Source organism: Streptomyces sp. NPDC102258, from assembly GCF_055584685.1.
The window spans coordinates 26,315-51,171 of sequence record NZ_JBVJLO010000027.1; the positions used below are offsets into that span (position 1 = coordinate 26,315).

The 24,857-nt window shown below is 71.2% G+C and carries 28 protein-coding genes and 1 pseudogene; 20 read left to right on the forward strand and 9 right to left on the reverse strand.

Going from position 1 to position 24,857, the window contains the following annotated elements; translation table 11 throughout:
* Positions 1-52 precede the first annotated feature (52 nt).
* Complete coding sequence (locus ACZ6ZT_RS31755; RefSeq protein WP_469723670.1) at positions 53-916, forward strand: LLM class flavin-dependent oxidoreductase; 864 nt, start codon at positions 53-55, stop codon at positions 914-916.
* Between the two features lie 19 nt (positions 917-935).
* On the opposite strand, the gene ACZ6ZT_RS31760 is transcribed toward ACZ6ZT_RS31755, so the two are convergent.
* Complete coding sequence (locus ACZ6ZT_RS31760; protein ID WP_469723671.1) at positions 936-1,217, reverse strand: hypothetical protein; 282 nt, start codon at positions 1,215-1,217, stop codon at positions 936-938.
* Positions 1,218-1,611: 394 nt separating this feature from the next.
* On the opposite strand from ACZ6ZT_RS31760, the gene ACZ6ZT_RS31765 reads away from it, so the two are divergent.
* The 6 genes from ACZ6ZT_RS31765 (at position 1,612) to ACZ6ZT_RS31790 (ending at position 6,013) form a co-directional block, all read left to right on the forward strand.
* Entirely contained in the window at positions 1,612-1,905 is a 294-nt protein-coding gene (locus ACZ6ZT_RS31765) for a polyprenyl synthetase (protein ID WP_469723673.1), read from the forward strand.
* A complete protein-coding gene (locus ACZ6ZT_RS31770) occupies positions 1,895-2,950 on the forward strand; it encodes a polyprenyl synthetase family protein (protein WP_469723675.1) in 1,056 nt (351 codons plus the stop codon). Before ACZ6ZT_RS31765 ends, ACZ6ZT_RS31770 begins: the two co-directional genes overlap by 11 nt.
* A gap of 106 nt (positions 2,951-3,056) precedes the next feature.
* Complete coding sequence (locus ACZ6ZT_RS31775; RefSeq protein ID WP_469723676.1) at positions 3,057-4,220, forward strand: oxygenase MpaB family protein; 1,164 nt, start codon at positions 3,057-3,059, stop codon at positions 4,218-4,220.
* 82 nt (positions 4,221-4,302) lie between these two features.
* A complete protein-coding gene (locus tag ACZ6ZT_RS31780; RefSeq protein WP_469723678.1) occupies positions 4,303-4,788 on the forward strand; it encodes a DUF2975 domain-containing protein in 486 nt (161 codons plus the stop codon).
* The gene (locus ACZ6ZT_RS31785) at positions 4,788-5,045 is read left to right on the forward strand and encodes a helix-turn-helix domain-containing protein (protein WP_469723680.1); all 258 of its coding nucleotides are present in this window, start codon (positions 4,788-4,790) and stop codon (positions 5,043-5,045) included. Before ACZ6ZT_RS31780 ends, ACZ6ZT_RS31785 begins: the two co-directional genes overlap by 1 nt.
* Positions 5,046-5,059: 14 nt before the next feature.
* Positions 5,060-6,013, forward strand: coding sequence for an immunity 49 family protein (locus ACZ6ZT_RS31790; protein ID WP_469723681.1), 954 nt, complete (start codon positions 5,060-5,062; stop codon positions 6,011-6,013).
* Between the two features lie 32 nt (positions 6,014-6,045).
* On the opposite strand, the gene ACZ6ZT_RS31795 is transcribed toward ACZ6ZT_RS31790, so the two are convergent.
* A complete protein-coding gene (locus ACZ6ZT_RS31795; protein WP_469723683.1) occupies positions 6,046-6,894 on the reverse strand; it encodes an MBL fold metallo-hydrolase in 849 nt (282 codons plus the stop codon).
* Positions 6,895-6,984: 90 nt separating this feature from the next.
* Between ACZ6ZT_RS31795 and ACZ6ZT_RS31800 the strand changes: the two genes are divergently transcribed.
* The 3 genes from ACZ6ZT_RS31800 to ACZ6ZT_RS31810 all read left to right on the forward strand — a co-directional run bounded on the left by ACZ6ZT_RS31800 (position 6,985) and on the right by ACZ6ZT_RS31810 (position 10,590).
* Complete coding sequence (locus tag ACZ6ZT_RS31800; RefSeq protein WP_469723684.1) at positions 6,985-7,584, forward strand: CGNR zinc finger domain-containing protein; 600 nt, start codon at positions 6,985-6,987, stop codon at positions 7,582-7,584.
* A gap of 318 nt (positions 7,585-7,902) precedes the next feature.
* Positions 7,903-9,462 (forward strand): AMP-binding protein, encoded by a 1,560-nt coding sequence (locus ACZ6ZT_RS31805; RefSeq protein WP_469723685.1) that lies wholly within the window; start codon positions 7,903-7,905, stop codon positions 9,460-9,462.
* Between the two features lie 51 nt (positions 9,463-9,513).
* Positions 9,514-10,590: a DUF5954 family protein gene (locus ACZ6ZT_RS31810; RefSeq protein ID WP_469723687.1), complete on the forward strand. Its 1,077-nt coding sequence runs from the start codon at positions 9,514-9,516 to the stop codon at positions 10,588-10,590.
* Between the two features lie 12 nt (positions 10,591-10,602).
* On the opposite strand, the gene ACZ6ZT_RS31815 is transcribed toward ACZ6ZT_RS31810, so the two are convergent.
* The 3 genes from ACZ6ZT_RS31815 to ACZ6ZT_RS31825 all read right to left on the reverse strand — a co-directional run bounded on the left by ACZ6ZT_RS31815 (position 10,603) and on the right by ACZ6ZT_RS31825 (position 13,349).
* The gene (locus ACZ6ZT_RS31815) at positions 10,603-11,217 is read right to left on the reverse strand and encodes a pyridoxamine 5'-phosphate oxidase family protein (protein ID WP_469723688.1); all 615 of its coding nucleotides are present in this window, start codon (positions 11,215-11,217) and stop codon (positions 10,603-10,605) included.
* 158 nt (positions 11,218-11,375) lie between these two features.
* The gene (locus tag ACZ6ZT_RS31820) at positions 11,376-12,581 is read right to left on the reverse strand and encodes a hypothetical protein (RefSeq protein WP_469723689.1); all 1,206 of its coding nucleotides are present in this window, start codon (positions 12,579-12,581) and stop codon (positions 11,376-11,378) included.
* Positions 12,582-12,626: 45 nt separating this feature from the next.
* On the reverse strand, positions 12,627-13,349 hold the full coding sequence (locus ACZ6ZT_RS31825; protein ID WP_469723691.1) for a TetR/AcrR family transcriptional regulator: 723 nt from the start codon (positions 13,347-13,349) through the stop codon (positions 12,627-12,629).
* 160 nt (positions 13,350-13,509) lie between these two features.
* Here ACZ6ZT_RS31825 and ACZ6ZT_RS31830 point away from each other — a divergent pair, with 160 nt between their 5' ends.
* From ACZ6ZT_RS31830 to ACZ6ZT_RS31860, 7 genes and pseudogenes are all read left to right on the forward strand, one after another.
* Positions 13,510-14,391, forward strand: coding sequence for an NAD(P)H-binding protein (locus tag ACZ6ZT_RS31830; RefSeq protein ID WP_469723693.1), 882 nt, complete (start codon positions 13,510-13,512; stop codon positions 14,389-14,391).
* 38 nt (positions 14,392-14,429) lie between these two features.
* Positions 14,430-15,200, forward strand: a complete 771-nt coding sequence (locus ACZ6ZT_RS31835) for an SDR family NAD(P)-dependent oxidoreductase (RefSeq protein ID WP_469723694.1) — start codon at positions 14,430-14,432, stop codon at positions 15,198-15,200.
* A gap of 26 nt (positions 15,201-15,226) precedes the next feature.
* The gene (locus tag ACZ6ZT_RS31840) at positions 15,227-15,622 is read left to right on the forward strand and encodes a MerR family transcriptional regulator (protein WP_469723735.1); all 396 of its coding nucleotides are present in this window, start codon (positions 15,227-15,229) and stop codon (positions 15,620-15,622) included.
* Positions 15,623-15,729: 107 nt separating this feature from the next.
* On the forward strand, positions 15,730-15,963 hold the full coding sequence (locus ACZ6ZT_RS31845) for a hypothetical protein (RefSeq protein WP_469723695.1): 234 nt from the start codon (positions 15,730-15,732) through the stop codon (positions 15,961-15,963).
* A gap of 567 nt (positions 15,964-16,530) precedes the next feature.
* Positions 16,531-17,094 (forward strand): papain-like cysteine protease family protein, encoded by a 564-nt coding sequence (locus ACZ6ZT_RS31850; RefSeq protein ID WP_469723696.1) that lies wholly within the window; start codon positions 16,531-16,533, stop codon positions 17,092-17,094.
* A gap of 10 nt (positions 17,095-17,104) precedes the next feature.
* Positions 17,105-17,980: an LPXTG cell wall anchor domain-containing protein gene (locus ACZ6ZT_RS31855; protein WP_469723698.1), complete on the forward strand. Its 876-nt coding sequence runs from the start codon at positions 17,105-17,107 to the stop codon at positions 17,978-17,980.
* 68 nt (positions 17,981-18,048) lie between these two features.
* Positions 18,049-18,204: pseudogene (locus ACZ6ZT_RS31860) on the forward strand (HAD family hydrolase); the annotation flags it as partial.
* A 20-nt stretch (positions 18,205-18,224) separates the two neighbouring features.
* Here ACZ6ZT_RS31860 and ACZ6ZT_RS31865 read toward each other — a convergent pair.
* Both ACZ6ZT_RS31865 and ACZ6ZT_RS31870 read right to left on the reverse strand, forming a co-directional pair.
* Positions 18,225-19,589 carry a serine hydrolase domain-containing protein gene (locus tag ACZ6ZT_RS31865; RefSeq protein WP_469723699.1) on the reverse strand — a complete coding sequence of 455 codons (1,365 nt, stop codon included), beginning with the start codon at positions 19,587-19,589 and terminating at the stop codon, positions 18,225-18,227.
* A 105-nt stretch (positions 19,590-19,694) separates the two neighbouring features.
* Entirely contained in the window at positions 19,695-20,036 is a 342-nt protein-coding gene (locus ACZ6ZT_RS31870; protein ID WP_469723700.1) for a HopJ type III effector protein, read from the reverse strand.
* 257 nt (positions 20,037-20,293) lie between these two features.
* On the opposite strand from ACZ6ZT_RS31870, the gene ligA reads away from it, so the two are divergent.
* The gene (ligA, locus tag ACZ6ZT_RS31875; protein WP_469723701.1) at positions 20,294-22,378 is read left to right on the forward strand and encodes an NAD-dependent DNA ligase LigA; all 2,085 of its coding nucleotides are present in this window, start codon (positions 20,294-20,296) and stop codon (positions 22,376-22,378) included.
* 538 nt (positions 22,379-22,916) lie between these two features.
* Here the strand turns inward: ligA and ACZ6ZT_RS31880 are convergent.
* Positions 22,917-23,069, reverse strand: coding sequence for a hypothetical protein (locus tag ACZ6ZT_RS31880; protein ID WP_469723703.1), 153 nt, complete (start codon positions 23,067-23,069; stop codon positions 22,917-22,919).
* A 180-nt stretch (positions 23,070-23,249) separates the two neighbouring features.
* Here ACZ6ZT_RS31880 and ACZ6ZT_RS31885 point away from each other — a divergent pair, with 180 nt between their 5' ends.
* Positions 23,250-23,624, forward strand: coding sequence for a hypothetical protein (locus ACZ6ZT_RS31885; protein ID WP_469723704.1), 375 nt, complete (start codon positions 23,250-23,252; stop codon positions 23,622-23,624).
* Positions 23,625-23,668: 44 nt separating this feature from the next.
* On the opposite strand, the gene ACZ6ZT_RS31890 is transcribed toward ACZ6ZT_RS31885, so the two are convergent.
* A complete protein-coding gene (locus tag ACZ6ZT_RS31890; RefSeq protein WP_469723705.1) occupies positions 23,669-24,040 on the reverse strand; it encodes a hypothetical protein in 372 nt (123 codons plus the stop codon).
* A 580-nt stretch (positions 24,041-24,620) separates the two neighbouring features.
* On the opposite strand from ACZ6ZT_RS31890, the gene ACZ6ZT_RS31895 reads away from it, so the two are divergent.
* Positions 24,621-24,848 (forward strand): hypothetical protein, encoded by a 228-nt coding sequence (locus ACZ6ZT_RS31895; protein ID WP_469723706.1) that lies wholly within the window; start codon positions 24,621-24,623, stop codon positions 24,846-24,848.
* Positions 24,849-24,857: the final 9 nt, after the last annotated feature.

Here is a 24,857-nt window from a genome sequence, read left to right on the forward strand (position 1 = left end):
GGCGCGCCGCAATCCGCTTGCCGTCCCGTCGCCGTCCGCCCATCCTGCTGCGATGCGCTTCTCTGTCAACATCCCGAACTTCGGTGACTTCGCGGATCCCCGGAACGTCGCGACGGTGGCGGCCGCCGCCGAAGAAGCCGGCTGGGACGGCCTCTTCGTCTGGGACCACGTCCTGCACCGGCAGCACCAGGGGCGCCCCTTCGCGGACCCGTGGATGCTGCTGACCGCGGCCGCCCTGGCGACCTCCCGGATCCGCCTGGGCACCCTCCTGACCCCGGTGCCCCGCTACCCCGTACAGCAACTGGCCCGCCAGGTCGCCACCCTGGACCAGCTCAGCGGCGGCCGCGTGATCTTCGCCGCGGGCCTGGGCGGTCCGGTCGACGACGAGTACCGCAGCTTCGGCGACACCGCCGAGCCACGCGTCCTCGCCGAGCGGCTGGACGAGGGCCTGGAACTGCTGCGGCGCTTCTGGTCCGGCGAGGCGGTGGACCACCGCGGCCCGCACTACGAGGTCCGGGACGTGACCCTGCTGCCCGCCACCGTGCAGCGGCCCGCACCACCGGTGTGGATCGGCGGTTTCTGGCCGCACCGTCGGCCCATGCGGCGCGCGGCGCGGTGGGACGGCGCGGTACCGCTCTTCGAGACGGCCCGGCACGGCCACGTGCCCGACGTGGCCGAGGTACGGGAACTCCTCGCCTACGTACGCCAACACCGCACGGCCGGGTCCGAGCGCCCCTTCGAGCTCGTGCTCGGCGGTGCCACGCCCGCGGACCCGGCGAAGGCCCGGGACGTGATCGGTCCGCTGCACGACGCGGGCGCCACCTGGTGGGACGAACGGCAGCTCCAGACCGGCCCGGACCTGGACCGCCTCGCCCCCGTGCTGCGCCGCGTCGAGGCGGGCCCGCCGGTCGTCTGACGAGCCGTCCGCCCCCCGGCTACAGGTCGGTGTACGGGGGGATGACGCGGACGAGCGCGACGAGGCGCAGCCGGGGCAGGGGCAGGGCGTAGAACCATCCGTCGGCCAGGAGCGGGATACGGCGCACCCCGCCCGGCACGCCCCGGCGGCCGCCGTCGCCGATGTCGCTGATGTCCACGCCGACATCGGCGAGGGCGACGATCTCAGCGGCCAGCCGCTCGACCTCGTCGACGACGCGCGGGGCCAGGCCCCTGACGACATGCTCGGCGTCCGGTTCGTACTCCCACCGCCAGCCGCTCAACACTCCCCGCCGCGTCCGGGCCCGCCCGCCCACGGCCGGCGGCTGTCCTTCCGGCCGCGCCCCACAGTCATGGGGCGAGGCTGCCCCACCCACCCCGGCGCCCGCAACCGCGCTTGACAACCCGCCCCGGGCAGCGGATGCGGCCGCTGGAGTCGTCCGACCAGTCGTAGCAGGCGCAGGCGGTCACACCGGCCGTGTACTCCCAGGGCAGGCAGCACGGTGGACACCGCACCGCCGCACGTCGTGCTCGGCGGCGGCCTGTTCCTGTCCGTACGCACGAGCGAGGTGCTCACTCGTTCGTGAGTTCCTCCCCGCCCGTGCCCGGCGTGACGGGACGCTGACCAGGGCGACGCGCGACCGGCGTCGCACCGGTGCGCCGTGAACGGGGGATGGGATGACGCGGGGAGCGGAACGACGCGGGGGCCTGGACGAGCAGGCGGTGTTACTGGCGGCCGGGCTGGCCGATCTGACGGTGAGTGCCCTGGGCTCCGTACTCGGGACGGCGCGCGGGCTGCTGCGCCGCTCGGACGCCGGGGAGCTCGCGGCGGACGCCCAGCAGGATCTGATGGCGCGCGGGCGCCTGGTGCTGGACCGGTACACGGCCGTCCCCCCGGCCCACCTGGAGGTCCTGGCCCGCCACGCCCTGGCCCGCCGCGCCCTGGCACGGCAGCCCTCCGATGGTGTCTGACCGGTGGGAGCCGACCGCCTTCAAGTCCCGCGTCGACGAGGTGCTGCACGACTTCGTCGCCGGGGAAGCCGACCAGCTGTGGCAGATCGATCCTCTCCTGGAGCCGGTGGCCGCACAGGTGGAGGCGGCGGTCGCGGACGGCAAGCGGCTGCGCGCGGCGTTCTGTTACTGGGGCTGGCGCGCGGCGGGACAGCCGGACAGCGACGCGCTGGTACGGGCGGCGGCTTCCATGGAGCTGGTGCACGCCGCGGCGGTGGTGCACGACGATCTCATCGACGAGAGCCCGTTGCGGCACGGCAAGCCCACGGCCCATATCGCCCTGCGTGGCGCCGTGCGCGGCCGCCCGGATGACGTCGCCGCCGCCAGGTCGCTGGCGATGCTGGTCGGGGACCTGCTGATGTCGCTGGCCGGGCAGCTGTTCGCCACCAGCGGGCTGCCCGCCGCCTACCTGGCGCGGGCGCGCCCGCTGTGGTCGTCGCTGGCCCGGGACCTGATCGCGGGGGAGTGCCTGGAGATCCTGCGCACCGGCGCCGATCCGGACACCGCGGCGGCGGTCAAGGTGATCCGGTACAAGACGGCCAAGTACACCGTCGAGCAGCCCCTGCTGATCGGTGGTGCCCTGGCCGGGGCCGGCGAGCGGCTCCGCGCGGGCTTCTCCGCGTACGGGCTGCCGCTGGGCGAGGCCTTCCAGCTACGGGACGACCTGCTCGGGCTGTTCGGAGATCCGGAACGCACCGGGAAGGACAGCGCCGACGATGTGCGCGGCCACCGGCCGACGGCCCTGCTGGCGGAGGCCTGGCGCCTCGCCGGTGACGACGACCGGGCGCGGTTGCGAGCCGTACTCGGCCGATGCGACCCGGACCGGGAGAGCCTGGACGCCGTCCGCGAGGTGATGCGCCGGCTGAAGGCCCCCGACCGCGTCGAAGCCATGATCACCGCCCGGGTCGAGGAGGCCCTCGGAGCCCTGCACGAGCTGGACGCACCCGCGCACGCCGCGGCGGCCCTGACCGCGCTGGCGCGCGCGGCGGCGGTCCGCCTGTCCTGACCTCCCCGGCGCGGGGACGTCGACCGTTCCACCTCCGGCATTCCCCCTCCGGCCGCCGCCCCGGCAGCCGGTGACCGACCGCCGACGAAGGACGAGGAGCCCTGACATGACCTACACCGAGGCTTCGATGGATGCCCTGCGGCAGGCCGGAGACGAACTCGCCGACGCCACCGTCGCGACCCTCTTCGCACGCGGGGAGGTGGGCACGTTCAACACCCTGATGCGCTACGTCTCCACCGTCGGCGCCCCCCTGCCGGACGGACTCCCCGACGTCGCCCGGGAGTACCTCCGGGCCACGAGCGTTCCGCCGGCCTGGGTGGACTGGGAGGAGATGGAGAAGGCGAGGCTGTTCTTCATCGACAACAACGTCCACATCTCCACCGCGCTGTCCTTCGCCTCCATGCCCGCCTGCTACGTCGTCCCGCACGTGGCCCGACTGCTGTCGGCGACCCACGGCCTGAAGTACCCCTCCAAACGGATGGCGGAGACCGGCCAGTTCACCGTCTACCTGATGCAGCCCGGCGCCTTCGAAGCCGGCAGCCGCTTCATCCCCGCCGCGCAGAAGGTCCGCCTCCTGCACGCCTCGATCCGCCACCACCTCACGCGGGAGAACCGCTGGGACGCCGCGTCGCTCGGGACACCGATCTGCCAGGAGGACATGATCGGCGGGCAGATGTTCTTCTCCCTGCTCGTCCTGGACAGCCTGCACCGGCTCGGCATCCACATGTCAACGGAAGGCGCGGAAGCCTATTACTACGCCTGGCGCGTGGTCGGCGCCATGCTCGGCGTCGACCAGGACGCCGTACCCCGCACGCTGGAAGAGGCGCGCCACTTCCTCGACCTGTACATGATCCGACACATGGGACCGTCCGAGGAAGGCGCCCACCTGACGCGGCAGCTCATCGACCTCTACGAGGAGGTGGTGCCCGGCACCCTCTTCGACCCGGTCGTCTCCGCACTCATCCGCCACCTCGTCGGCGACACCTGCGCCGACTGGCTCCGGGTCCCCCGCACCCGGTGGGACACCGCCGTCAAGGCCGTACCGCATCTCCTCGGTGTCCTGGAGACCATCGAGGACCGCTCTCCCCTCGGCGCCTGGGCACTGGACCGCCTCGGCCACCTGACCACCCTCCTCGAACTGTCGTCCCTCACACGCGGACGCGTGATGCACTACGCCATCCCCGAAGACCTCAAGAAGGAGTACGACGTCCCCGCCACCCCGCTTCCCTCCCGCCGCTGGACCCCACCCGCCGCCACCGTTCCCCACTGACCCCTCGCCCAAGCCGTTGACCCATCTATCGAAACTCGATAGATTCCCATCGTAAGTCGATGGGGAGATCGAGGGATGGGTCATGGGAAACCTGGCAGTGCACGCGTTGCGCGCCGTGCTCGCGGTGGTGCTCACCGGCACCGTGTTCGTACAGGCCTTGATGGTGTGGGCGTTGGCCACCGACCCGGAGGACGGGTCACTCCCGCTCACCGCGTTCCGCGTGATCACGATCCTGGGCATGGTGGCGGCCCAGGCCGCGCTGATCTGCGTAGGTCGGCTGGTGAAGATGGTGCGGCGGGGCACCGTGTTCTCCTCCACCGCATTCCGGTACGTGGACGTCGTGATCGGCGCGATCGTGTCGGCCGCCCTCCTGTGGTTCGTGGTGACGGCCGTCAACGCGCCGGGGCAACGGGAGGACCCGGGCGTTACCGTCATCATGGGCGGGATCGGCCTGGCCATCCTGGGGGTCGCGCTCATCGTGTTCGTCCTGCGCATGCTGCTCGCCCAGGCCGTCGCGCGGGACGTGGAAGCCGCACGGATGCGGGCCGAGCTGGACGAGGTCATCTGATGCCGATCGCCGTCGACATCGACGTGATGCTGGCCCGGCGGAAGATGTCCGTGGGCGAACTGGCCGAACGAGTGGGGATCACGCCCGCCAACCTGGCGGTACTCAAGAACGGCCGCGCCAAGGCGGTCCGCTTCGCGACGCTCGCCGCGCTCTGCGAGGTGCTCGAATGCCAGCCGGGCGACCTGCTGCGCTGGGAGGCCGGGGAGCCCGTGTCGGACGCCGCTGGTAGCGTGCCCCGCTCAAGCGAAAGATCATGAAGGGGGCGGCGGAAGTGCCGGAAACAGCATCCCACGACGTCGACACCGCGCGTCTGGACCAGGCGCTCGCCGACATACGCGGACGTGCCTTCGGGCGTTGGCACTCCATGCGGTACGACTCCATGTCCATGGGGCGGCTGGAGGAGATGCGCGACGAACTGCTCGACCACGCGGCGGCCAGGTTCGCCGGCGGTTTCTCCCCCGATCAGGAACTGTGCGAGGCCCTGCACACGGCCGCGGAATGCTCCCTCGGCCTGCTGAGCCTGGGCTGCTTCCCGGACGGGGACCAGGAGATCCTCTTCCCCCTCATAGGCGAGAGCCTGACCAGCGAGGACAAGGACTTCGACGCGATCGTCAAGACTGCGCCGACCGCGGCCTCGTGGCTGGAGGCCTTCGTACTGTGCCTGGTCAGCGGGCGGGTGTGGGACCACCGGCGGGTGATCGGCCTGCTGCTGCGGGAGGACTACGCACCCGCGATCCGTGAGGGCGTGCCCTACTCGCGCTTCGACTCCGTGTCGTCCCCCGCGGACCTCGCGCAGATGGACGCGCTGAGCCGCTACCTGACCCCGTCCTCCGGACACCTGCCGAGCCGTTGGCCGACCGTGACGCTGTGCCTGCCGGACGCTTCGGAGCGGGCAGAGGCCGCGGGGAGGCTCGACGCGGCAGGCTCCCTGACGCCGGAGCAGCGCCTGCTGCGCGTACTCCTCGACGACGACCAGCCGGCCTTCGAACAGGCCCTCGTCATCTGGCTGGAGCAGTACCGCCGAGGTGCCGGGGACGATCCCGCGCCCAGGACCCTCCTGCCCCTCCAGACCCTTGCCGTGGCCGCCCTCGCGGTCCAGACGCACGGCTGGGAGCTGGGCGTCCGCTCCCGGTACCTTCCCCAGCCGTTGCTCGGCGTTCCGGACGCCCTGGCCCGGGCCGGCGCCGGGCCGGGCGCGGACCCGGGCCACTGGGGCGCCCGCTAGGACACGACGCCCCGGCCGGACGGTGCGCCGCCTCAGGCGCGCCGACTCCCGTCCCCGTCCAGGCGGTCGGCCAGCCCGGCGGCCGTGAACGCGGCTTCCAGTACGTCGCGGCCCTCGGTGAAGTGGGCCCAGCTGTCGCAGTGGACGGGAACGACGCGCCGGGCACCGAGGATCCGGGCGGCCTCGGCGGCCTGGGCGCTGTCCAGGACGAGCAGCCCCCCGTCGAAGAGGGCGGGGAAGCGGGGGGCTCCGGCGAAGAGGATCGCGGTGTCCACCGGGCCGAAGCGTGCGGCGATCTCCTTGACCGCGTCGAGCGAGGCGTTGTCCCCGCTGACGTACACGGTGGGCAAGTCCTCGCCGGTCAGGACGAAGCCGACGACCTGCCCGACGACCGGCTCGACTTCCTCGCGCGCCCCGGGCCCGTGAACGGCGGGCACGCCGGTCACGGTCACCGTGCCGCCACCGGGCCGGTCCAGCTCGACGGATTCCCAGTCGGCCAGCCCACTGGCCTTCTCCCCGAGGCGCCGGCCGCCACCGGGGGTGGTGAGGGTGAGCGGTATGCCGGCGAGCAGGGCCCGGCCGGAGCTGTCGAGGTTGTCGGGGTGTTCGTCGTGCGAGAGCAGGACGACGTCGATGGGCCCGAGGTCGCCGGGAGCGGCGGCGGCGGGGGCGGTCTTGGTCAGGTGCACGCCGGGCGCCGGGTATTCGCCGGGGCCGTCGAAGGTCGGGTCGGTCAGGAAGCGCAGGCCGCCGTACTCGAAGAGAGCGGTGGGGCCGCCGAGAACGCGGACGGGAAACTGTTCGGCTGACGCGGACGCAGAAGACGCAGAAGACGCAGAAGACGCGGAATGCGCAGAAGACGCAGAAGGCGCGGAAGACACGGCGAGAACACCTCACGGATAGATTCGGATGAACCGTGAGGTGACCGTAGCGGTCTCTCACGGATGACCGCAAGCCGTACCATGAGGAACATGAAGGAGTCCGTAGCGGAAGAACCCGTCGTGCCACCCGCTCCGGGCGAGGAGGAGCGCCTCTCCCTCGCCCTCGCGAACAGCGCCACCACGCGGCCCGGCGGGCACACCACCGATCTCCTGACGACCCCCGCGCAGGCGAACGTCTGGCTGACGCGACGCGGTCTCGCCCCGCGCGACGCCGGGATGCGGGAGATGTGCACGAGCCAGCTGCGCGCCCTCCGCGAGCAGATCAGGTCCCTGTTCGCGGCCCGGGCCGAGGGGCTGCCCGCCCTCCCTGCCGCCGTCGCCGCCGTCAACGACGCGATGACCCGCGTCCCCACCGCCCCGCTGCTGCGGTGGGACGACGAGAACGGCCCCTACCGCGCGGCCGTCCACCCCACCACGGCGATCCTCGACCACGCCCTGGCGACGCTCGCCGCCGACGCCGCCGACCTCCTGACCTCCCCGGACGCCGAACGCCTCACCGCATGCGGCTCGCCCCCCTGCAACCGCTACCTGCTCCGCCACGGCCGCCGCCACTGGTGCTCCACCCGCTGCGGCGACCGGGCCCGCGCCGCCCGCGCCTACGCTCGCCGCACCCAGACCGGGACGGGGTGACGAAAGCGTCCCGGGTTTGCCTTGTGGCACCTGCCGGTACATGCGGCGATTTTCGGCCATGATGTCCGGATGTGTCATGGCCCGGTCAGGCGTGAGGGGCGGTCGGGGCGGACGAGTTCGGCCATCATTCCCGCCGGTCGGCCCCGGGCCCGGCCAACCCGCCCCGCGCGTGCTTCACGTACGCGCACCGCAAAGCCCGCCCCTCCGCCATCTCCTCTCGGCTGTGGGTGGTGGCTGGATGTCGGCGCTCCGGTTGAGCTTATGGATCATCGGCCCTTAGGGTCCAACTAGTTGCTCAAGTCAACCAATGGGACCGGTATGTACGACACCACCGAACACTTCCGCAGCCACGTGGAGGAGATTCTCGACGCCCTGGGAAAGGAACCGGGCCGCGAGGCCCTGGTCCACGGCGACCGGCGCCTGCGCGCGGAGGAACTGCGCGGCCTCGTCTACGGCATGGCCCGGGCGCTGCACGACCGGGGGGTGCGGCGCGGTCAGACGGTCACGCTGCTGGCCGGCAACCTCCCCGAGACGATCGCGGCCCGCTACGCCGCCGGCCTGCTCGGCTGCGCGGTCAACCACCTCTACGCCGGGCTCTCGGCCGACGTGCACGCCGACATCCTCCGGGACGTCGAGACCCGGACCCTGATCGTCGACCCCGCCTCCCGCGAGCGCGCCGCCGAGCTGTCCCGGCGGGTGCCGCTGGAACGGGTCCTTTTCCTTGGGGCGGCAGCGGGCACGGACGCGGACCAGGACCTGTCGGCGCTCGCCGCCCAGCAGTCCACGGACGTCATGGCCTCTTCGGCGCGGCCGCAGGACATCTGCACCATCCGCCACACCGGTGGCACCACCGGCCACCCCAAGGCCATCTGCACCACCTTCGGGCAGTGGACGTCGACCGGCCCGGACTGGTCGGGCGAGGGGCAGGTCAGGGCCCTGGTGTGCACCACCCTCGCGCACGCGGCGGGCCTCATGGCTGACGCCGCCCTGCACCACGGCGGCACCGTCGTCCTGCTGGACGAATTCGACGCGGGCGCCGTGCTGGCCGCCGTCGAGCGCGAACGCATCAGCCACATGTTCCTGCTGCCGCCGCTGCTCTACCAGTTGCTGGACCACCCCGCGGTCGACCGCAGCGACACCTCCAGCCTGCGCCTGCTCACGTACGGGGGCTGCGCCTCCTCCCCGGCCCGGCTCGCGCAGGCGGTTCGTTGCTTCGGACCCGTACTGAACCAGTTCTACGGCCAGAACGAGGCGGGCGGCATCAGCGTGCTCTCCCCCGAGGACCACGACCCCCGGCGCCCCGAACTGCTGCGCACCGCCGGAAAGGTCATGGCGGACGTCGAGGTCTCCGTACGCGACGCCGCCGGCCGGCACCTGCCCGCCGGCGAGCACGGCGAGATCTGCGTGCGCTCCCCGCACGTGATGCAGGGCTACTGGAAGCAGCCCGAGCTCACCGCCGAGGTCCTGCGGGACGGATGGCTCCACACCGGTGACATCGGATTCGTCGACGCCGAGGGCTACCTGACCATCGTGGACCGGATCAAGGACATGATCGTCGTGGTGGGCGGCCACGTGTACACGGTGGAACTGGAGGACGTGCTGAACTCCCATCCCCAGGTCCTGCAGAGCGCGGTCTTCGCGGTCCCCGACGCGAACCTCATGGAACGCGTCCAGGCCGTCGTCGTCCGCGTGCCGGGCGGCGACGTGGACGAGGCGGAACTGCGCGCCCTCGCCCGGGACAGGAAGGGCGCCATGTACGAACCCGCACACATCGACTTCGTCGAAGCCCTGCCCCTGACCGACGCAGGCAAGCCGAACAAAAAACTCCTCCGCACCCAAGCCCTCACCCCCACCGACTCCCCCCGCCCCGGGGAGTGAGGAATCCGCGAAGTGGGGACGGCGGTGGCCCGTGGTGGGCACGATGGGGCCATGGACCGTGGAGACGAGGGGCCGGCCGGTGCGCGCCTGGTGGTGGTGCGGGTGCCGGTGGAGCCGGTGGAGGCCGCAGTCGAGGCCGACGCGGTCGACGCCATCACCCGCGCCGGTGATGTGATCGTGCGCGGGCCGCTGTTCGGGGTGGCGGCGCAGCATGCCGCGGACGGGCCGCGATGGCGGGTGGTGATCGAGGTGACGGCCGGCTGCCCACAGCTGGCCCGCGACAGCCTGAACAGCCACCTGTGGTTCCGCGCGAAGGACGAAGCGCAGGACAGGGCGGAGCGCCGCTGCCTGCTGGCGGCGGTCGCCCGGCTGGAGACCGAACGGGTCGACGAACTCGAAGCGGCCGGAACCCGGTACCGGATCGTACGCGCCGAGGAGTACGCGGGCCAGGGCCCCGGCGGCTTGGAGCAGCCCCGCCCCACGGACCCGGAGCCCCCCGTTCCGGACTGGAACCGCAACGTCCGGGAGCCGGAGGTCGATGACGGCCTGGTGCTGGACCCGGACGTGCCGCTCACCCCGAGCCACGCCCTCGAACGGCTGGCCCTGCGCGGCCTGGTGTACTCCGGGGACCGGTTCCCGGCTGCCGTCCTCGGCGACTCGCGGCGGGCGCTGGACACCCACCCGGACGTCCTCCTGCTGCCGGCCACCTTCGCCGTGGTCAAGCAGACCGGCCGCGGCTGGAGCCCCGTCAGCGGCCCGCACGCCACCGCGCACGAAGCGCGCAAGTCCCTGGAGTTCGCACTGGCCTGGGCCTGGCCCCGCAGGAGCGGCGTCATCCCCGCCGACGCAGACCCGCACGCCGACGCCCACACCCTGGCCGCGGCCGGCGGCTCGACGGCGCCGGAACTGGCCGCGTACGCCGATGCCGCCGAGAGGCTGCGTACGGGCCGGCGTATCAACCGGCTGGAATTCCAGGGCGCCGAGTACCGGATCGGCCGCACCCGCCGCCTGCTGCGCTGGGGCCCTGACGGCCCGGAAGGCCCCCGGCCGTCCGACACCAACAGCCAGGGCCCCGACCGCATCCACCCGTTGCTCGACGAGGACGGCAATATCCTCCCCGAGGACTGAGCCGGCGGGGTGTCAGGAGTACAGGTCGTCCAGGGCGTACTGGGGGCCGTAGTAGCGCTCCAGCTCCTCCAGCGACCGTTCCGGCTTCTCCAGGCTCTTGGAGATCCGGGCGCGGGAGGGCGCCGCGTCGGGGTCCCACGTCTCGGTGTCCCACAGGCCGGAGCGCAGGAACGCCCGGGAGCAGTGGAAGTAGATCTCCTCCGTCTCCACGAGCAGGGCGATCGTGGGCCGGTGGCCCTTGACCGTCATCCCGTCGAAGAACGGGGCATCGCGCAGCAGCCGCGCACGGCCGCTGACGCGGAGCGTGTCGCCCCGGCCCGGGACCATGAAGAGCAGTCCCACGCGCGGGTTGGCGAGGATGTTGCGGTAGCTGTCCGCACGGCGGTTGCCGGGGCGGTCCGGGATGACGAGCGTCGTGTCGTCGAGCACCTTGACGAAGCCGGGCGGATCGCCCTTCGGGGAGACGTCGCAGCTCCCGTCGGCGCCGGCGGTGCCGATCAGGCAGAGCGGGGACCGGGCGATCCACTGCCTGTGGTGGTCGTGCAGGGACCGCCGCGCCTTCGCGGCGGCCACGGGCGCCACCGGCCCGAGCAGCTCCCTTAGTTCGGCTTCGGATGTTATTTCCACGGATCCTGTCGGCTCCACTGTCCGTTCCCCCTCGATCGGTTGACGACTGGCCGCGTCCGCCGCGCCGGACGACCGGCCTGCCACGACGGTCCCATGATCGCTCGTCCGGGCCCCGAGGGTGTCCGAGGGGCCCGCCGTCGCCGGCCGGCTGGCCGCCGTCACTGTTCCTCCAGCCCTCCCGGAACCAGGGCGCGGAAGTGGGCGGCCGCGCGCTCGGCCACGGCTTCGACGTACGGCACGTACGCGTCGGGATCCGCGTGGTCCGTCATGGGGAAGGCCAGACGTCCCTCGTGGCCGGGAGCCCGGAAGGTGACGATCTCGTTGTGGATCAGCCGCTGCGCGAACTCCTCGATGCTCCATCTGAACCAGGAGTAGCTGTAGCCGTAACCCCCCGGAGGGATCGTCACCCTGTGCTCCGTCGCGAAGCCGTACTCGCCGGATCCGCGCACCGTGAAGATCCGATCGGGGGGCAGGTACAGCTGGTAGTGCCAGTCCTGCGCGTCCACGCACCCCGCCGGCACGTCCGGTGGCGTCAGGAGCCGGGTGGTGTCCGGCAGGGCCGACCAGTCGAAGTGGATCCACCATCCGAGAAGCACGCCCTGGGCGTTCCCCCGGATGGTCTGGATGCCGGGCCTGCCCGCATCCTCCAGTGCCGCGGCCGTTTCGGTGATCGCCTCGACGAGTCTGCGTACGGCCCCCGCGCTCGCCTGCCTGTTGCGCACCGAGGCGCGCACACCGGCCCACCACGCCGCGAGGTCACCCACCGCCGACCGCACTTCCGCGGGCCAGCTCGTCGGGTCGTCTCCTCTCGCCGCCATCTGGCGGGGGCTGAGGCCGTCGGACAGGGGGCGATCGGCCACCTCCTGCCGGCTTCTCCACTCCCTGAACCGGGCGGCCACCTCCCGCCACTTCCGCTCCCTCTCCTGATACGCACGCCTGCGTGCTTCGTTCTCTCGAGCCTCCCGCTCGGCCAGACGTGCTTCGATGACGTCCCGCACCGGCTGGTAGACAGCCGCCGCGGACCGCACGGCTTCGAGGAACGACGCCCGCGCGTCGTCACGTTTCGCCTGCGCCCGCCGACGCGTCACCACCAGGCCCCACCACTGGATCCGCTCCTCCGCCTTCCCCAACTTCCGCTCCTCGGCGGCGATCTGCCGCACGAACGAGACGGCGGCGGCGGTCCACGCGGTGACCTCCTCCGGCGTGCCACCGACATCCACCTGCCGGATCGGTGCGATGCGCCACGCGCCCAGCGCGTCCGCGACGTAGCCCGCCGGCCGATCGGGTTCCCGGGGGAACCAGTACACGGTGATGTCGAGATCCTCACCGAGCCGTCCGCCCCTGTACGAGATCTGTAAGGCCATATGCCCACCATGGCAGTTGGCCGGCCCCGGGTACACGCGGAAGGCCTATCCAGCCGTGGCCGTGGCGATGCGGTCGAGCAGTTCTGTGAGCAGGCCCCGCTCACCCGCGGTCAGTACGTCGGTCCGGGGGAGGAGCGCGCGCAGGGCGACGGCCGCCCCTGACGGGCCGGGAGCGGGCGTGGTGGGGGCGTCGGTGGTGATCGCCGCGATCACCGCCTCCCTCGCCAGGTGGGACACACTTACGTCCCGGCGGTCCTCGGGGGTGGCGATGAGGGCGAGAGTGGTGCCGCCACCCACCGCGTGGACCAGCTGGGCGGCGCGCGCCTCGTCGATCCGCAGGCGTCCGGCCTCGGCGACCCGGCGGATGTGGGCGGCGAGCACCTCCAGCGCGGCGACGGCCGCGGGCGGCGGGCCGCCGGGACGGGGCTCGGCGTACATGAGGGTGTACAGGGCGGGGTGGGCGAGGCCGAACTCGGTGTTGCGGTTCCAGCCGGTGCGCAGGTCCTCCACGGGATCACCGGTGGGCTCAAGCGCACTCTTGTCCGCGAGATAGCGCGCGAAGCCGTGCGCGGCGACCGCGTCGAGCAGGCCCTGCTTGTCACCGAAGAGCCGGTAGATCGTCGGCGCCTGGAGGCCGGCCGCGGTACTCACCGCGCGCGTCGACACGACCTCCCGGCCGTGTTCCGCGAGCAGTCGGGTGGCAGCCGCGAGGATCCGTTCGCGGTTGTTTTCCGCCGCCGGGGCGGAGTGATCAGTATCGGTCTTCATGTTTCCGATGATAACGGCAGGACGTTAACGACTTGCGCGTATCAGCGATAGCGTGCAAGTGTTAACGATGGAAACGGCGGTGCCAGGGTCGGCCACCCAAGGCCACCCACCCCGCTCCCAGCGCGCCGCACTGACCGACACCCCCCTCCCGGAGGCTCCCGTGATCGTCCTTACCGCCCCCACCGGCCAGATCGGCAGGCAGACCCTCGACCGGCTGCTCGACGCCGGCCAGCCCGTCCGGGTGATCGTCCGCGACCCCGAACGGCTGGACCCCGAGGCGCGCGAGCGCGCCGAGGTCGTCCGGGGCTCCCACCGTGACCCCGCCGTCCTCTCCGAAGCCTTCGAGGGGGCCGACAGCGTCCTGTGGCTGGTCCCCCCGGACCCGGGAGCCGCCGACATCCGCGAGCACTATCTCGGCTTCACCCGTCCGGCCCGCGACGCCCTCATGGCTCAGGGCGTCAGGCGCGTCGTCGGCGTCACCAGCCTCGGCCGGGCCTACGGGGAGCACGCCGGACTGCTGTCACCCGCGTTCGCGATGGACGACATGATCGAGAGCACCGGGGTCGCCTACCGGGCCCTGGCCATGCCCTTCTTCATGGAGAACCTCCTCCACCAGGCCCAGGCGCTCAGGACCCGCGGCCTGTTCTCCCTGCCGAACACCGCGGACCGCCCGCTGGCCATCGTCGCCACCCGCGACATCGCCGCGGCCGCGGCCCGCCTCCTGGCCGACGACTCCTGGTCGGGTCAGGACGCCCTCCCGGTGATCAGCGCCGACGCGCTGTCCCCGAACGGCATGGCCCAGGTCCTGTCCGAGGTACTGGAGCGGCCGGTCGGCTTCCAGCAGACCGACGGGGAGACGTACAAGGCGACGGCCATGGGGTACGGGATGAGCGACGCCTGGGCGCAAGGCCTGCTCGACATGGCCACGGCCCAGAACAACGGCATCTACGACGCCGAACGGCACGCCCTGGCCACCCCCGCCCCCACCGGCTTCCGCCAGTGGTGCCAGGAGGTGCTCAAGCCCGCCGTCCTGGCGGGGTGAGCGCGGCTTGACCTTGCCGCTGGCGGCAGGGTTGAACGATGGCCGACATGATCAACACCGCACCACACCACCGCAGGACCGTCGTCGTCACCGGGGCCGGCACCGGAATCGGCCGCGCCACCGCCCACGCCTTCGCCGCCGAGGGCGCCCACGTGATCGCGGTCGGCCGCCGCCCCGAACCGCTCGCGCAGACCGCTGCCGGATACGACCGGATCACGCCGCTGGCCGCGGACATCACCGCCGAAGGCGCCCCCGAACGGATCGTCCGCATCGTCCTGGAGACCCACGGCCGGCTGGACGTACTGGTCAACAACGCCGGCATCGTCCGCAGCGGCGCCCTCGGCACCCTCACGCCGGAGATGATCACGGCTCAACTGGCCACCAACCTCATCGCGCCCGTCCAGCTGGCCCAGGCGGCCCTGCCGCTCCTGGAGGCGTCGCCGGGCGGGGTGATCGTCAATGTCAGTACGTCCATCGGACAGCGGGCCTGGCCGGGCAGTTCGGTCTACGCCGCGACCAAGACCGCCCTCGAATCGCTGACCCGCAGCTGGGCGGTCGAGCTGGCACCCCGAGGCATCCGGGTTGTGGCGGTCGCCCCCGGCGCCGTCGACACTCCTATCGGCGAACACCAGGGCCTGACACCGGAGCGCATGGCCGCCGTACGGGCATGGCAGCTGGCGCACACCCCCTTGGGCCGGGTCGGCCGGCCCGAGGAGGTGGCCTCGGCGATCACTCATCTCGCCGCGCCCGCCGCGTCGTTCGTCACTGGAGCCGTACTCCCGGTCGACGGCGGTGCGGTGGTGGCGTGATAGGAGTGGTCCCGGAGGTGGAACGCGTGCGGATCGGTGAGCTGGCCGGCAGGACGGGAACGACCCCTCGTGCGCTGCGGCACTACGAGCAGGCCGGGTTGATCTCCTCCGAGCGTGCCCCCAACGGCTACCGCGTCTATGGCGAGCGGGCGGTGGCGCGGATCCGCAACATCCGCTACCTGCTGGCCGCCGGGCTCACCCTGGACGACGTGCGCGTCTTCCAGTCGTGCCTGGACGGGGACGTGGCCGCCGCTCCGCCCTCGGACGAGGGCCTACGGGTCGCGCTGGAACGCCTCGCGGTCCTCAACGAACGGATCGCCGCCCAGACCGAGGCCCGCGACCGGCTGGAATCCGCACTCCGGGCGAAGGCCGGTGATCGGACCCGTCCCGTGCCCTGCCCCCGCGCAGGAACGGCCGTTTGAACGTCGTTTAAACGGCGGTTACCTGGGAAGACGCCGCCTGACCGCGCCCCGGCCGCGTACGCGAACGGTCGGCGTGCGGCGGCGTACGGCAAGGGAGGTGGGCGCACATGGAGCAGGGGCGACCGAGGACTCGTCGCGACGGGGCGGTCGACGCCCAGGCGGACCGAGCGACTCCGTGGCAGGACCTCAAGGCGGTCCTCGACCAGATGCTCGATCTCCTGGAGGGCGGCCGCACCGACCCCGCGACAGCAGGCTGGCCCGCCGGCGACGGCGGGCACACGGGCGGCCGAGTTGCCGAAGGCCGTCGCGGCCGGGAACCCCGCGACGGCTCCCGCCCCTGAGCCAGCCTCCGCATCGGGCGCTTTGCCCGAACTGACGGAGGACGGGACAGTCATACCCCTCAGGCCTCACGACGTACCTTCCAGCGGGTGACGCAGCCGCGTTCCTGAGCCGCATACAGGGTGCCGTCCGGGGCGAAGGCCAGCCCAGGGGGTTCGCCGTCCGGGACCGCGGGAGGGTGCTCGGCGACCTGCCCGTCCGGGGTTGACGGAGCCAAATCCGGCCGCTGCCCCACTCGGTGCACCACGAGCTGCTGATGGTCCGCACCGCTCCCGACCCGCCCCTTTCGCGCCGCGCCGCCGCGACCACCGCCGTAACGGCCCGCGCCGACGCCTTCGGCACACCGAACTGGCCCCGCCCGCCCCCCGGTGGCAGCCCACGGCGGCCGCGGCGCCCCCTCCCCATGAGCTCCGGCCCCCCGGCCACCCCCTCCATGCGATGACCCGACAAATAGTCAGTACGGGTTGAATCGGCGTAAGCCCCCTATGACCCGGACATGCGGCGCTGTCATATTCGTCCCCGGTTGCCCCGCTCATCTCGTTGCACCCATCAGAGGGGAAGGCAGGAACATGGGCACATTCAGGTTCGGAACGACGGCGTCGGCCATCGTGCTGACCGCCTTGGGCTCGCTCGCGGCCGCAGGAGGCACGGCCCACGCGGAAGCGGCTCAGGACAACATCACCATGCTGAAGCAGGAGAAGACCCAGTGGTGTTGGGTCGCCTCCGGGCTCACCATCGCCAAGTTCCAGGGCTTCGGCTCCACTCAGACGGACTTCTGCAACCGAGCCCAGCCGTACTACGGCTGCAACAACCAGCCCGCCACGCTCGACGACATGGCCCGGGGTTTGAGCAGCCTCGGCCTGACCCACACCGGCTCGGGTCTGAGCAGCGCGGCCACGTTCAGCCAGGTGTCCACCGACGTCAAGGCGGCCCGGCCGATCGGCGCCCGCATCGGGTGGACGTCCGGGGGCGGCCACATGAACGTGGTCTACGGCTTCGACACCTCGAACAACACGATCGCCGTGGCCGACCCGTGGCCGGACACCACCACGTACACGTGGTGGAACTACAACGACTACGTGAGCAACAGCTCGTCGAAGTGGACCCACTCCCGCATCGGTATCTCCCGCTAAGGCAGGCGACATGCCCCACACCGAAATGTCCGGCAAGCGGGCCTCCTCTCGCTTCTCCCGTCTGTCCATCGTCATCGCCCTGAGTGCGTCCGCACTGCTGTCCGTCGTCGGTCCGGCTCACGCCGCCGCCCCGGCCAGGGACCCCCTCCCGGCCGACATCCCCGACTACCAGGCCGCCCTCAACGCCGTGAAGTCCACCGACGTCCGCAACGCCGTCTGCCGCTTCCTGCGCAGCCCGGTACCCACGGGCGCGGGCGGACCGGTCCAGACGATCCCCGACACGGCCGAGCCGTGCCAGGGCCTCCCCGCCTTCACGATCAAGGACCCGCTGGCACGGAACGAGATCACCCCCGGATTCGTCGCGGGCACCGCCAAACCACTGCCCACCGAGGCGATCAAGCTCACGGCGCTGGTCTCCGCACTGAGCGGCACCGTCAACGGCCGCAGCGCGACCGTCCTGCTCGCCCCCACCCAGGGCGGCGGCTGGCATCTGGCGGCCATCCGTGACGGCGACAGCGATGCCGCGTACGCCGGCAAGGCGGCCGTGGGCACGTTCGTCTTCACCGAACCGCAGATCCGCGGCTGGTACCAGCTCAAGCTCACCACCGTGGAACCACTCAACGACGAGGCCCGCCAAGGCCTGGGCGGCCAGGCGTCGGTGTCGCTCAGCGACTACCAGAACCTGGTCAAGGCCCGCTACGCCGACAAGCTGCCCGGCTCGCCGTACGCCAACGACGGTTACTCCAGCGGCTACAGCTCCCCGCCCAAGACGGATGACACCTCGTCCTCCACCTTGCTCCTCGCCGGCGGCTCCAGCGCGGCCCTCGCCGTCGCGGGCGCCGCCGCCGTCCTCTTCCGCCGCCGCCGGCACACCACCACCAGCTGAACCCCGACCCGTACGCCGCACCCTCCGTCCCGGCCCGGGCAGCCGGCCGGCCGGGACAGAGGAGACGCGAAGACAGCCGCCCCGGCGTCCAGGCGGCCCGCGCCGCAGGCATGCGGAGCTTCGGCTACGCCGGTGGACTGACCCGAGCCGAGCGGCTCGAAGGCCCCGACACCATCGTCTTCGACGACATGCGCAAGCTCCCCCAGCTCATCGCCGAGCAGTAGTCCCGCTCGACCGCCGGTCGCTACCGTTGCCCGGAGAGGGTGTCCGGATAGAGCTGCGTGACGACCTCGCCCCAGAGATCGCGAGCGGTGAGGCTCTCCGCGTTGCTGGCGTTGGTCATCACGACGACGCTGGACTTCTGGGAGGGAAGGTAGAACACCATGGTGCTGTACCCGAAGATGGCTCCGTCGTGCCCGATCCAGTCCCCGATCCGCATCAGCCCCAACCCGTATGCGAGCCGGACGTCGCTGCCGGGATTCGACATGGGCGTCCATCGCTGACGTTCCTTGGCCGTGGCCGGCTTCAAACCGGCTCCCGTCGCCAATTCGGGAGCGAGCGCTGTCATGTCCGACACGGTGGAGACGACGGCCCCGGCGGTCCAGGGCACCTGCGGATTGCTGCGGGTCATATCGACGTGACAGCCGGAATCCGAGGGTGAGGGTGAGGGGGTGGACGGACCGGCGGTAGGACAGAGCGGCAGCGGGGAGCCGACCGGGGGCGTGTACCAGTAGCCGTTGGAATAGGGGCGGGGCAGGTCCACGCTGGTGGCCGGGAACGTGGTGTTCTTGAGTCCGAGATCCCGGATCGTCTTGCCGATGTAGACGTCGGCCGGCTGTTTGGCCACTTTCTGTATGACGATGCCGAGCAGGATGTACTCGGAATCCGAGTACACCGTCTTCGTGTCGGGAGGACGGAAGTCCCCGGCATGCTGCCGCATGATCTTGACGGCGTCTGCAGGCTTCCATTCCGGCCACAACGGATTCTTGGCGTATTGATCAAGAAATCCTTTGTCGTCGGCGTAGTTGTAGATGCCCCCACGCATGCCGAGGAGATCCCGAAGCGTTATCACGTTACCGTTGGGAAAATCTGCGACGTACTTACCGACGGTGTCCTCCAGCGACAGTTTTCCCTGGTCGGCGAGGCGCAGGACCGCTTGAGCGGTCAGTGTTTTGGTGATGCTGGCCGTCCGGTAGTGCACGTCAGGAGTCATCGGGCGGCCGCCTGTGGCTGCCTTCCCATAGGCCTTGAGAAGGGTTCCTCGGGCCGGATCTGAGACACTGACGACGGCGCCGGTTATCTGATTTCCCAGGGTTTGCCTGGCAGCGGCATCGATCTTCGCGATGTCCGACGGGCTGAACCGATGGATGAGGGAAGCAGGAGCGCTGCGAGCCGCAAGAACTGTCGCTTGGCTTTGGGCGCATGCCGTGACCGCGAAAAGCCCGCACGCGGCGAGACAGCAGCCGAAACCCCCCGCGCGCCGCGAACGCCTGTGTCCCGTCCCCGAATTGTCTCCCGGAATGAACCGACTCTGGGGCATGGTTTCGACCCATCTGCAGAGGCGACAGTCGCTGGCACCCCCTGAGTGGGGCAGCAACCACAGAAACATGGTACGGCGGCCGCCCTTTGCACACCAAGGGCGGGACGCTCACACCAATGGCCACGTCCCGGTCTCAGGAACGTGGCCATTTCGAGAAGTCGACCCTGTCGCTGTTCAGCTCTTGCGGGCCAACGGTTGCCCGCTAAAGCTCACCCCTGCCAGGCCGTGGGCCATGAGGTTGCGAATGTTGCCGTGATCCGTGCCGTTCGGCGTTGCCACCACGCCGCGGTAGTACTCACCGAATGCCAGCAGCGCCTCCTGGTCACTCAGTCCTTCCAGCAGGGCCAGACCCAGCGTCTTGCAGGAGCCCTCGTTCTCACCTGCCGCGTTTTCCAGTTCCCCATTGCGGAACGCCTGCGGCCGGTACTCGTAGTGCGCGGCGACGAAGGCCAAGGTGTCGGCGAACTCGTGCTCACCCGACGCGAGGCTCGCCCGCAGCGAGTTCAGATCAGTCATGTGGGCTCCCCTGAGTTGGACGGACGAACCGACTGCCGTCCGTGACCGGACGACGATACCCCCTTGTGCCGGACCGCCGAGTATCGCGCCACCATACGGTCGAGCGGCATCTCCGCAGGTCACCACGCATGCCGCGCGGGGCCGAGGCTGGCCAACAGGCCCTCACCACTCCCGCCCCGCGCCACAGGGCGGGTCGCTCCCTGCCAGGGCAAGTAGCGAGCGGTCAGGCCATGGCGTTGTCAGTGGGGAGCACGATGATGACCTTCATGACCGAAAACAGCACCCTCCTCTCTCCCGCCGCCTACGCGACAGCCGTGACCACCGCCCTGGCGGCGTCGGCCGCGTACTACGGCGACGGGGCCACCCCGCTCGGCGACGACGAGTACGACGCGCTGCTGCGCGCCATCGCGGCCTACGAGCGGACCCACCCGGACGAGGCGCTCGCCGAGTCGCCGACCGGGAAGGTGGCGGGCGGGGCCGTGCAGGGCGACGTACCGCACTCGGTGCCGATGCTCTCCCTCGACAACGTCTTCGACGCCGACGAGCTCGCCGAGTGGGCCGCAGCACTGGAACGGCGTCTCGGTCGCCCGGTGGCCGGCTGGTGCGTGGAGCCGAAGCTCGACGGCCTCGCGGTGGCCGCCCGATACCGGGATGGCCGGCTCGTTCAGCTCCTCACCCGCGGCGACGGCCTGGCCGGTGAGGACATCACCCACGCCGCCGACGCCGTTCTCGGTCTGCCGCCGGTCCTCGCCGAGCCGATCGACGTCGAGTTGCGCGGCGAGGTGCTGCTGACGACGGCGCAGTTCGAGGAGGCCAACCGGATCCGGCTCGCCCACGAGGCCACACCCTTCGCGCACCCGCGCAGCGGGGCGGCCGGCACACTGCGGGCCAAGGACCGCCCGTACCGGATCGAGTTGACCTTCTTCGCCTACGGTGCGATCGGCCTGGACGACCTCGGCCACGTCGCTCTGCTGGAGAAGCTGGCCGCGCTCGACGTGAACACGGCAGCCGGCACGTCCGCCGCCCCGATGCGCTGCGAGACCGTGGAGCAGGTGCAGGAACGTATCGACGTGGTCGCCGGCCTGCGCGGAGACCTGCCGTTCGGGATCGACGGTGTCGTCGTCAAGGCCGACACGGCCGAGGACCAACGCCAGGCCGGGAACGGCTCGCGCGCCCCGAGATGGGCGGTGGCCCGGAAACTGGCGGCCGAACACAAGGTGACGCGCCTGCTGGCGGTGGAGTGGAACGTCGGCCGGACCGGAATCATCGCCCCCCGCGCCGTCCTGGAGCCCGTGGTCATCGACGGGGTGACGGTCACCTACGCCACGCTGCACAATCCGTCCGACATCACCCGCCGCGGGCTCATGATCGGCGACCAGGTCTTCGTCTACCGGGCCGGTGACGTGATCCCCCGGGTCGAGGCACCGCTGGTCGACCAGCGCACCGGCGCCGAGAGCCCGATCGTCTTCCCCGAGACGTGCCCCCGCTGTGGCGACGCGATCGACACCGCCGAGCAGCGGTGGCGGTGCGTACGCGGCCGGAGCTGTCAGGCCGTGGCCTCGGTGATCTACGCGGCAGGCCGGGACCAGCTCGACATCGAAGGTCTCGGCGGCACGCGCGCGATCCAGCTGGTGGAGGCCGGTCTGGTCAAGGACGTCGCCGACCTGTTCACGCTGACCCGCGAGCAACTCCTCGGGCTGGAACGCATGGGCGAGACCAGCGCCGCCAACCTCCTGGCCGCCCTCGAAACCGCCCGCGGGGCCGCGTTGAGCCGCGTGTTCTGCGCCCTCGGTGTCAGAGGCACGGGGCGTACGATGTCCCGCCGGATCGCCGCTCACTTCGGTTCGATGGCCGCGATCCGGGCCGCCGACGCGGACGCGCTGGCCGAGGTCGACGGCATCGGCACCGAGAAGGCCCGCGTCATCGCGGCCGAACTCCTCGAACTCGCCCCGCTCCTCGACAAACTCCAGTCCCAGCGGGTCGGCACGCAGATCACCGAGCCGCAGAAGCCCGCGACCGCCGCGACCGAAGGCGAGGGCTCGGCGCCCGGCCCGCTGACCGGCGAGGCCGTTGTGGTGACCGGATCCATGACGGGCCCGCTCGCGGCGTTGTCCCGGAACGAGATGAACGAGCTGATCGAGCGGGCGGGAGGAAAGGCGTCGTCGTCGGTCTCCAAGCGCACCACCCTCCTGGTGGCGGGCGAGAAGGCCGGCTCCAAGCGCACCAAGGCCGAAGACCTGGGCATCCGCATCCTCGCCCCCGAGGACTTCGCCGACCTCGTCGCCCCCTTCCTCCCCACCCCCCAGAACTTGCCCGCCCGATCACTCGCCTCGTCAAACTGACGCCCAGCCTCGGCCTATCGGCCTATCGCCTTGTGAGCCCGGAGTAGCGAAGACGCGGGCATCAGCAGGGACGGCTACCGTCGTTTCCTGAGGTTGATGACGACGGGGATGACCACGCAGGCGATCGCCACGATGAAGAGGACGACGCCGAGCGTGCCACCGGGAGTCCATCGGTGTGCGGCCATGTACATGCTGTCGGATCCTTTCATCGGTGGCGGCGGGCCGGGTCGCAGGCGCTCATGACGCTCGTCGGGAGCGAAACGCGAGCCAGACCACGAGGCATACGCCATCGACCACTACGGCGACCAGGAGAACGGGAAAGGCGGCTGGCCAGCCGCCCTTCGCCGCGAGAAGGGCCGCCAACGCGTAGAGGACGATGGAGCTCGCGACAACGAACCAGGCGTTTCTGCGAATGGCGGACGGTGACCCGTATCCGCCGACCATGCGTTGCATTTCCTTCGTCCCTTCACATCAACTGAACGTGACGTCGGTTGGACCCGGGTAGCCGACATGGGTCGGTTACCCCTCGCGCAACCGGCTAGTACTTGGGATTGCTTTCCACGGTGTTGCCCACCCAGTCACCGGGCGGCGCTCCCACAGGCGCAGCCCGCTTCGACGGCGACTGCTCCGGCGCCGGCGTGGGTGCTCCCGCGGTGAGGTTGTTGCGGGTGTCCCAGCCGTAGTCGGTCACGTGGGCGCCCCCTTCCTCCGACGCCCATCGCGTCACTGGCGGTGTCCACGTTGTGATCCGAGGCAGCGGTCTCCGTGGAGCGCAGCATGGAGGTGAAGGACGAGGTTCTTGCGTCGGCATCGGAGGGGCGGCAGGCCAGGCGGGGGCGGGGGCTGTCCTGGTGGTCACCTCGATCTCGATGTGCTCCTCGCCGTGCCGGACCAGGACCGTCGTCCCCGGCCCGGGTGCGTGCTTCATCGCGTTGGTCAGTGCCTCCTGCACCACCCGGTACGCGGCCAGCTCCACATCCATTCCTGCTCGCTCCCGTGCGCCGTCGGCGCGGCGGCGACCAGCGTCATCGGCGCCGGCAACAGCGCGCATGACAACCACTGCGCCAACGGCGGATCAGCGCAGACGCGCGTCTCGGGCGCGAGAGGCGGCGGGAGCCTGGTGGGCGCGCTCTTCGCGGCGCTGCCTTTCAGCGCGCCGGCCAATCAGTGCGGTGAGCTCGGCCTGCCCAAGGAGGACAAGGCCGACCAGCCGGAGGACAACACGCACATCGTTATGGCGGAGTAGGCCCGAGCCCGCCCGCGTACCTGACCGGCTGGCCTGGCGTGGCCTCAGGAGCGCAGTTCGAACTGCAGCTTCCGGTCGTTCTGGTTGACGCAGAGGGTGTACGGATCGGGGTCGGCGTTCCGGGTTCCACATGTCCACGGGACGCCGTCGACCCGGACGGTCACGGGTTTTTCGCTGGCGGGATTCTTCTGCGCGGCCGCGTGATAGGCCTTGGCCACCTTCAGGGCGGTGGGGTAGGCGGTGGTGTCGTGTGTGATGACCGCCAGGCCGCCGTCCCACCCCGCACCGCAGTACGTGTACGGGCCGTCCGGGGCCGGGGCCGGCGCGGGCCCGGCGGCCCCGGCGGGGGCGGACAGGGCCGCCAGCGTGGTTCCGGCCGCCGCCAGAGCGAGGGCGGATCTCTGGATGAAGTTCATACTGGCCCCCTTCACGGCCGGGCGAGGACACGTCGTCCGGCACGGAATCCGGGGTGGGGCCGGGTGCCTCTCCTCTGACATTCCCAACGCTACGTAGTGGACGATGTCGTCCGGATCGTCCTAACGGACAGGAAGCGCTATACCCGAAAGTCCAGTCATCTGGTCGGCGGGTGTGCGACGGCGTGAGGCCGCTGCCCGCTGCTCCCACGCCGTGCACCTGCGGCTCGGTTGCCGAGGGCCACATGGTGGGTGACCATGACGGAGCCGCCGTCTATTCCCGCGCAGCTGGTGCTCGCCGCGCCCCGGGAAGCCGAAGGTTGTGTACCGATGGGGCCCCGCGGAGCAGGGCAGCACGCACACCGCTGCGTCACGCCTGGGCGGCTCACACGCGACTCCCACCCACACGGAGGGACCTGACATGCGTACGACGACCCCTGTACGTCTGGCGACGGCCACGCTGCTGTCTACGATCCTGGCCGTCTCCACCGCGGCAACCGCGACTGCCGCCCCCGCGCCGTCGCCATCGCCATCGGCTTCGCAGTACGAGGTCGGGACGGTCCTGTCCCGAAGCATTGTCGGCATGCCGTACTGCGCGGTCGTATACGGCTTCGTCGTCCTCGACCACGACCAGGCCGTCCTCGTCGGGGGCAGCGGCAACTTCATCAACGACGTCCTGCACCGGGGACAGAGCGTCGATGACGCCCAGGGCGGCACGCTCACCTTCAACCAGGACGGCAGCAGCATCACCTACAACGACCACGAGAATGGCGGAAGGCTCGTCACCGAGGTCTGCAAACCCTACAAGTAGCCGGCGCGG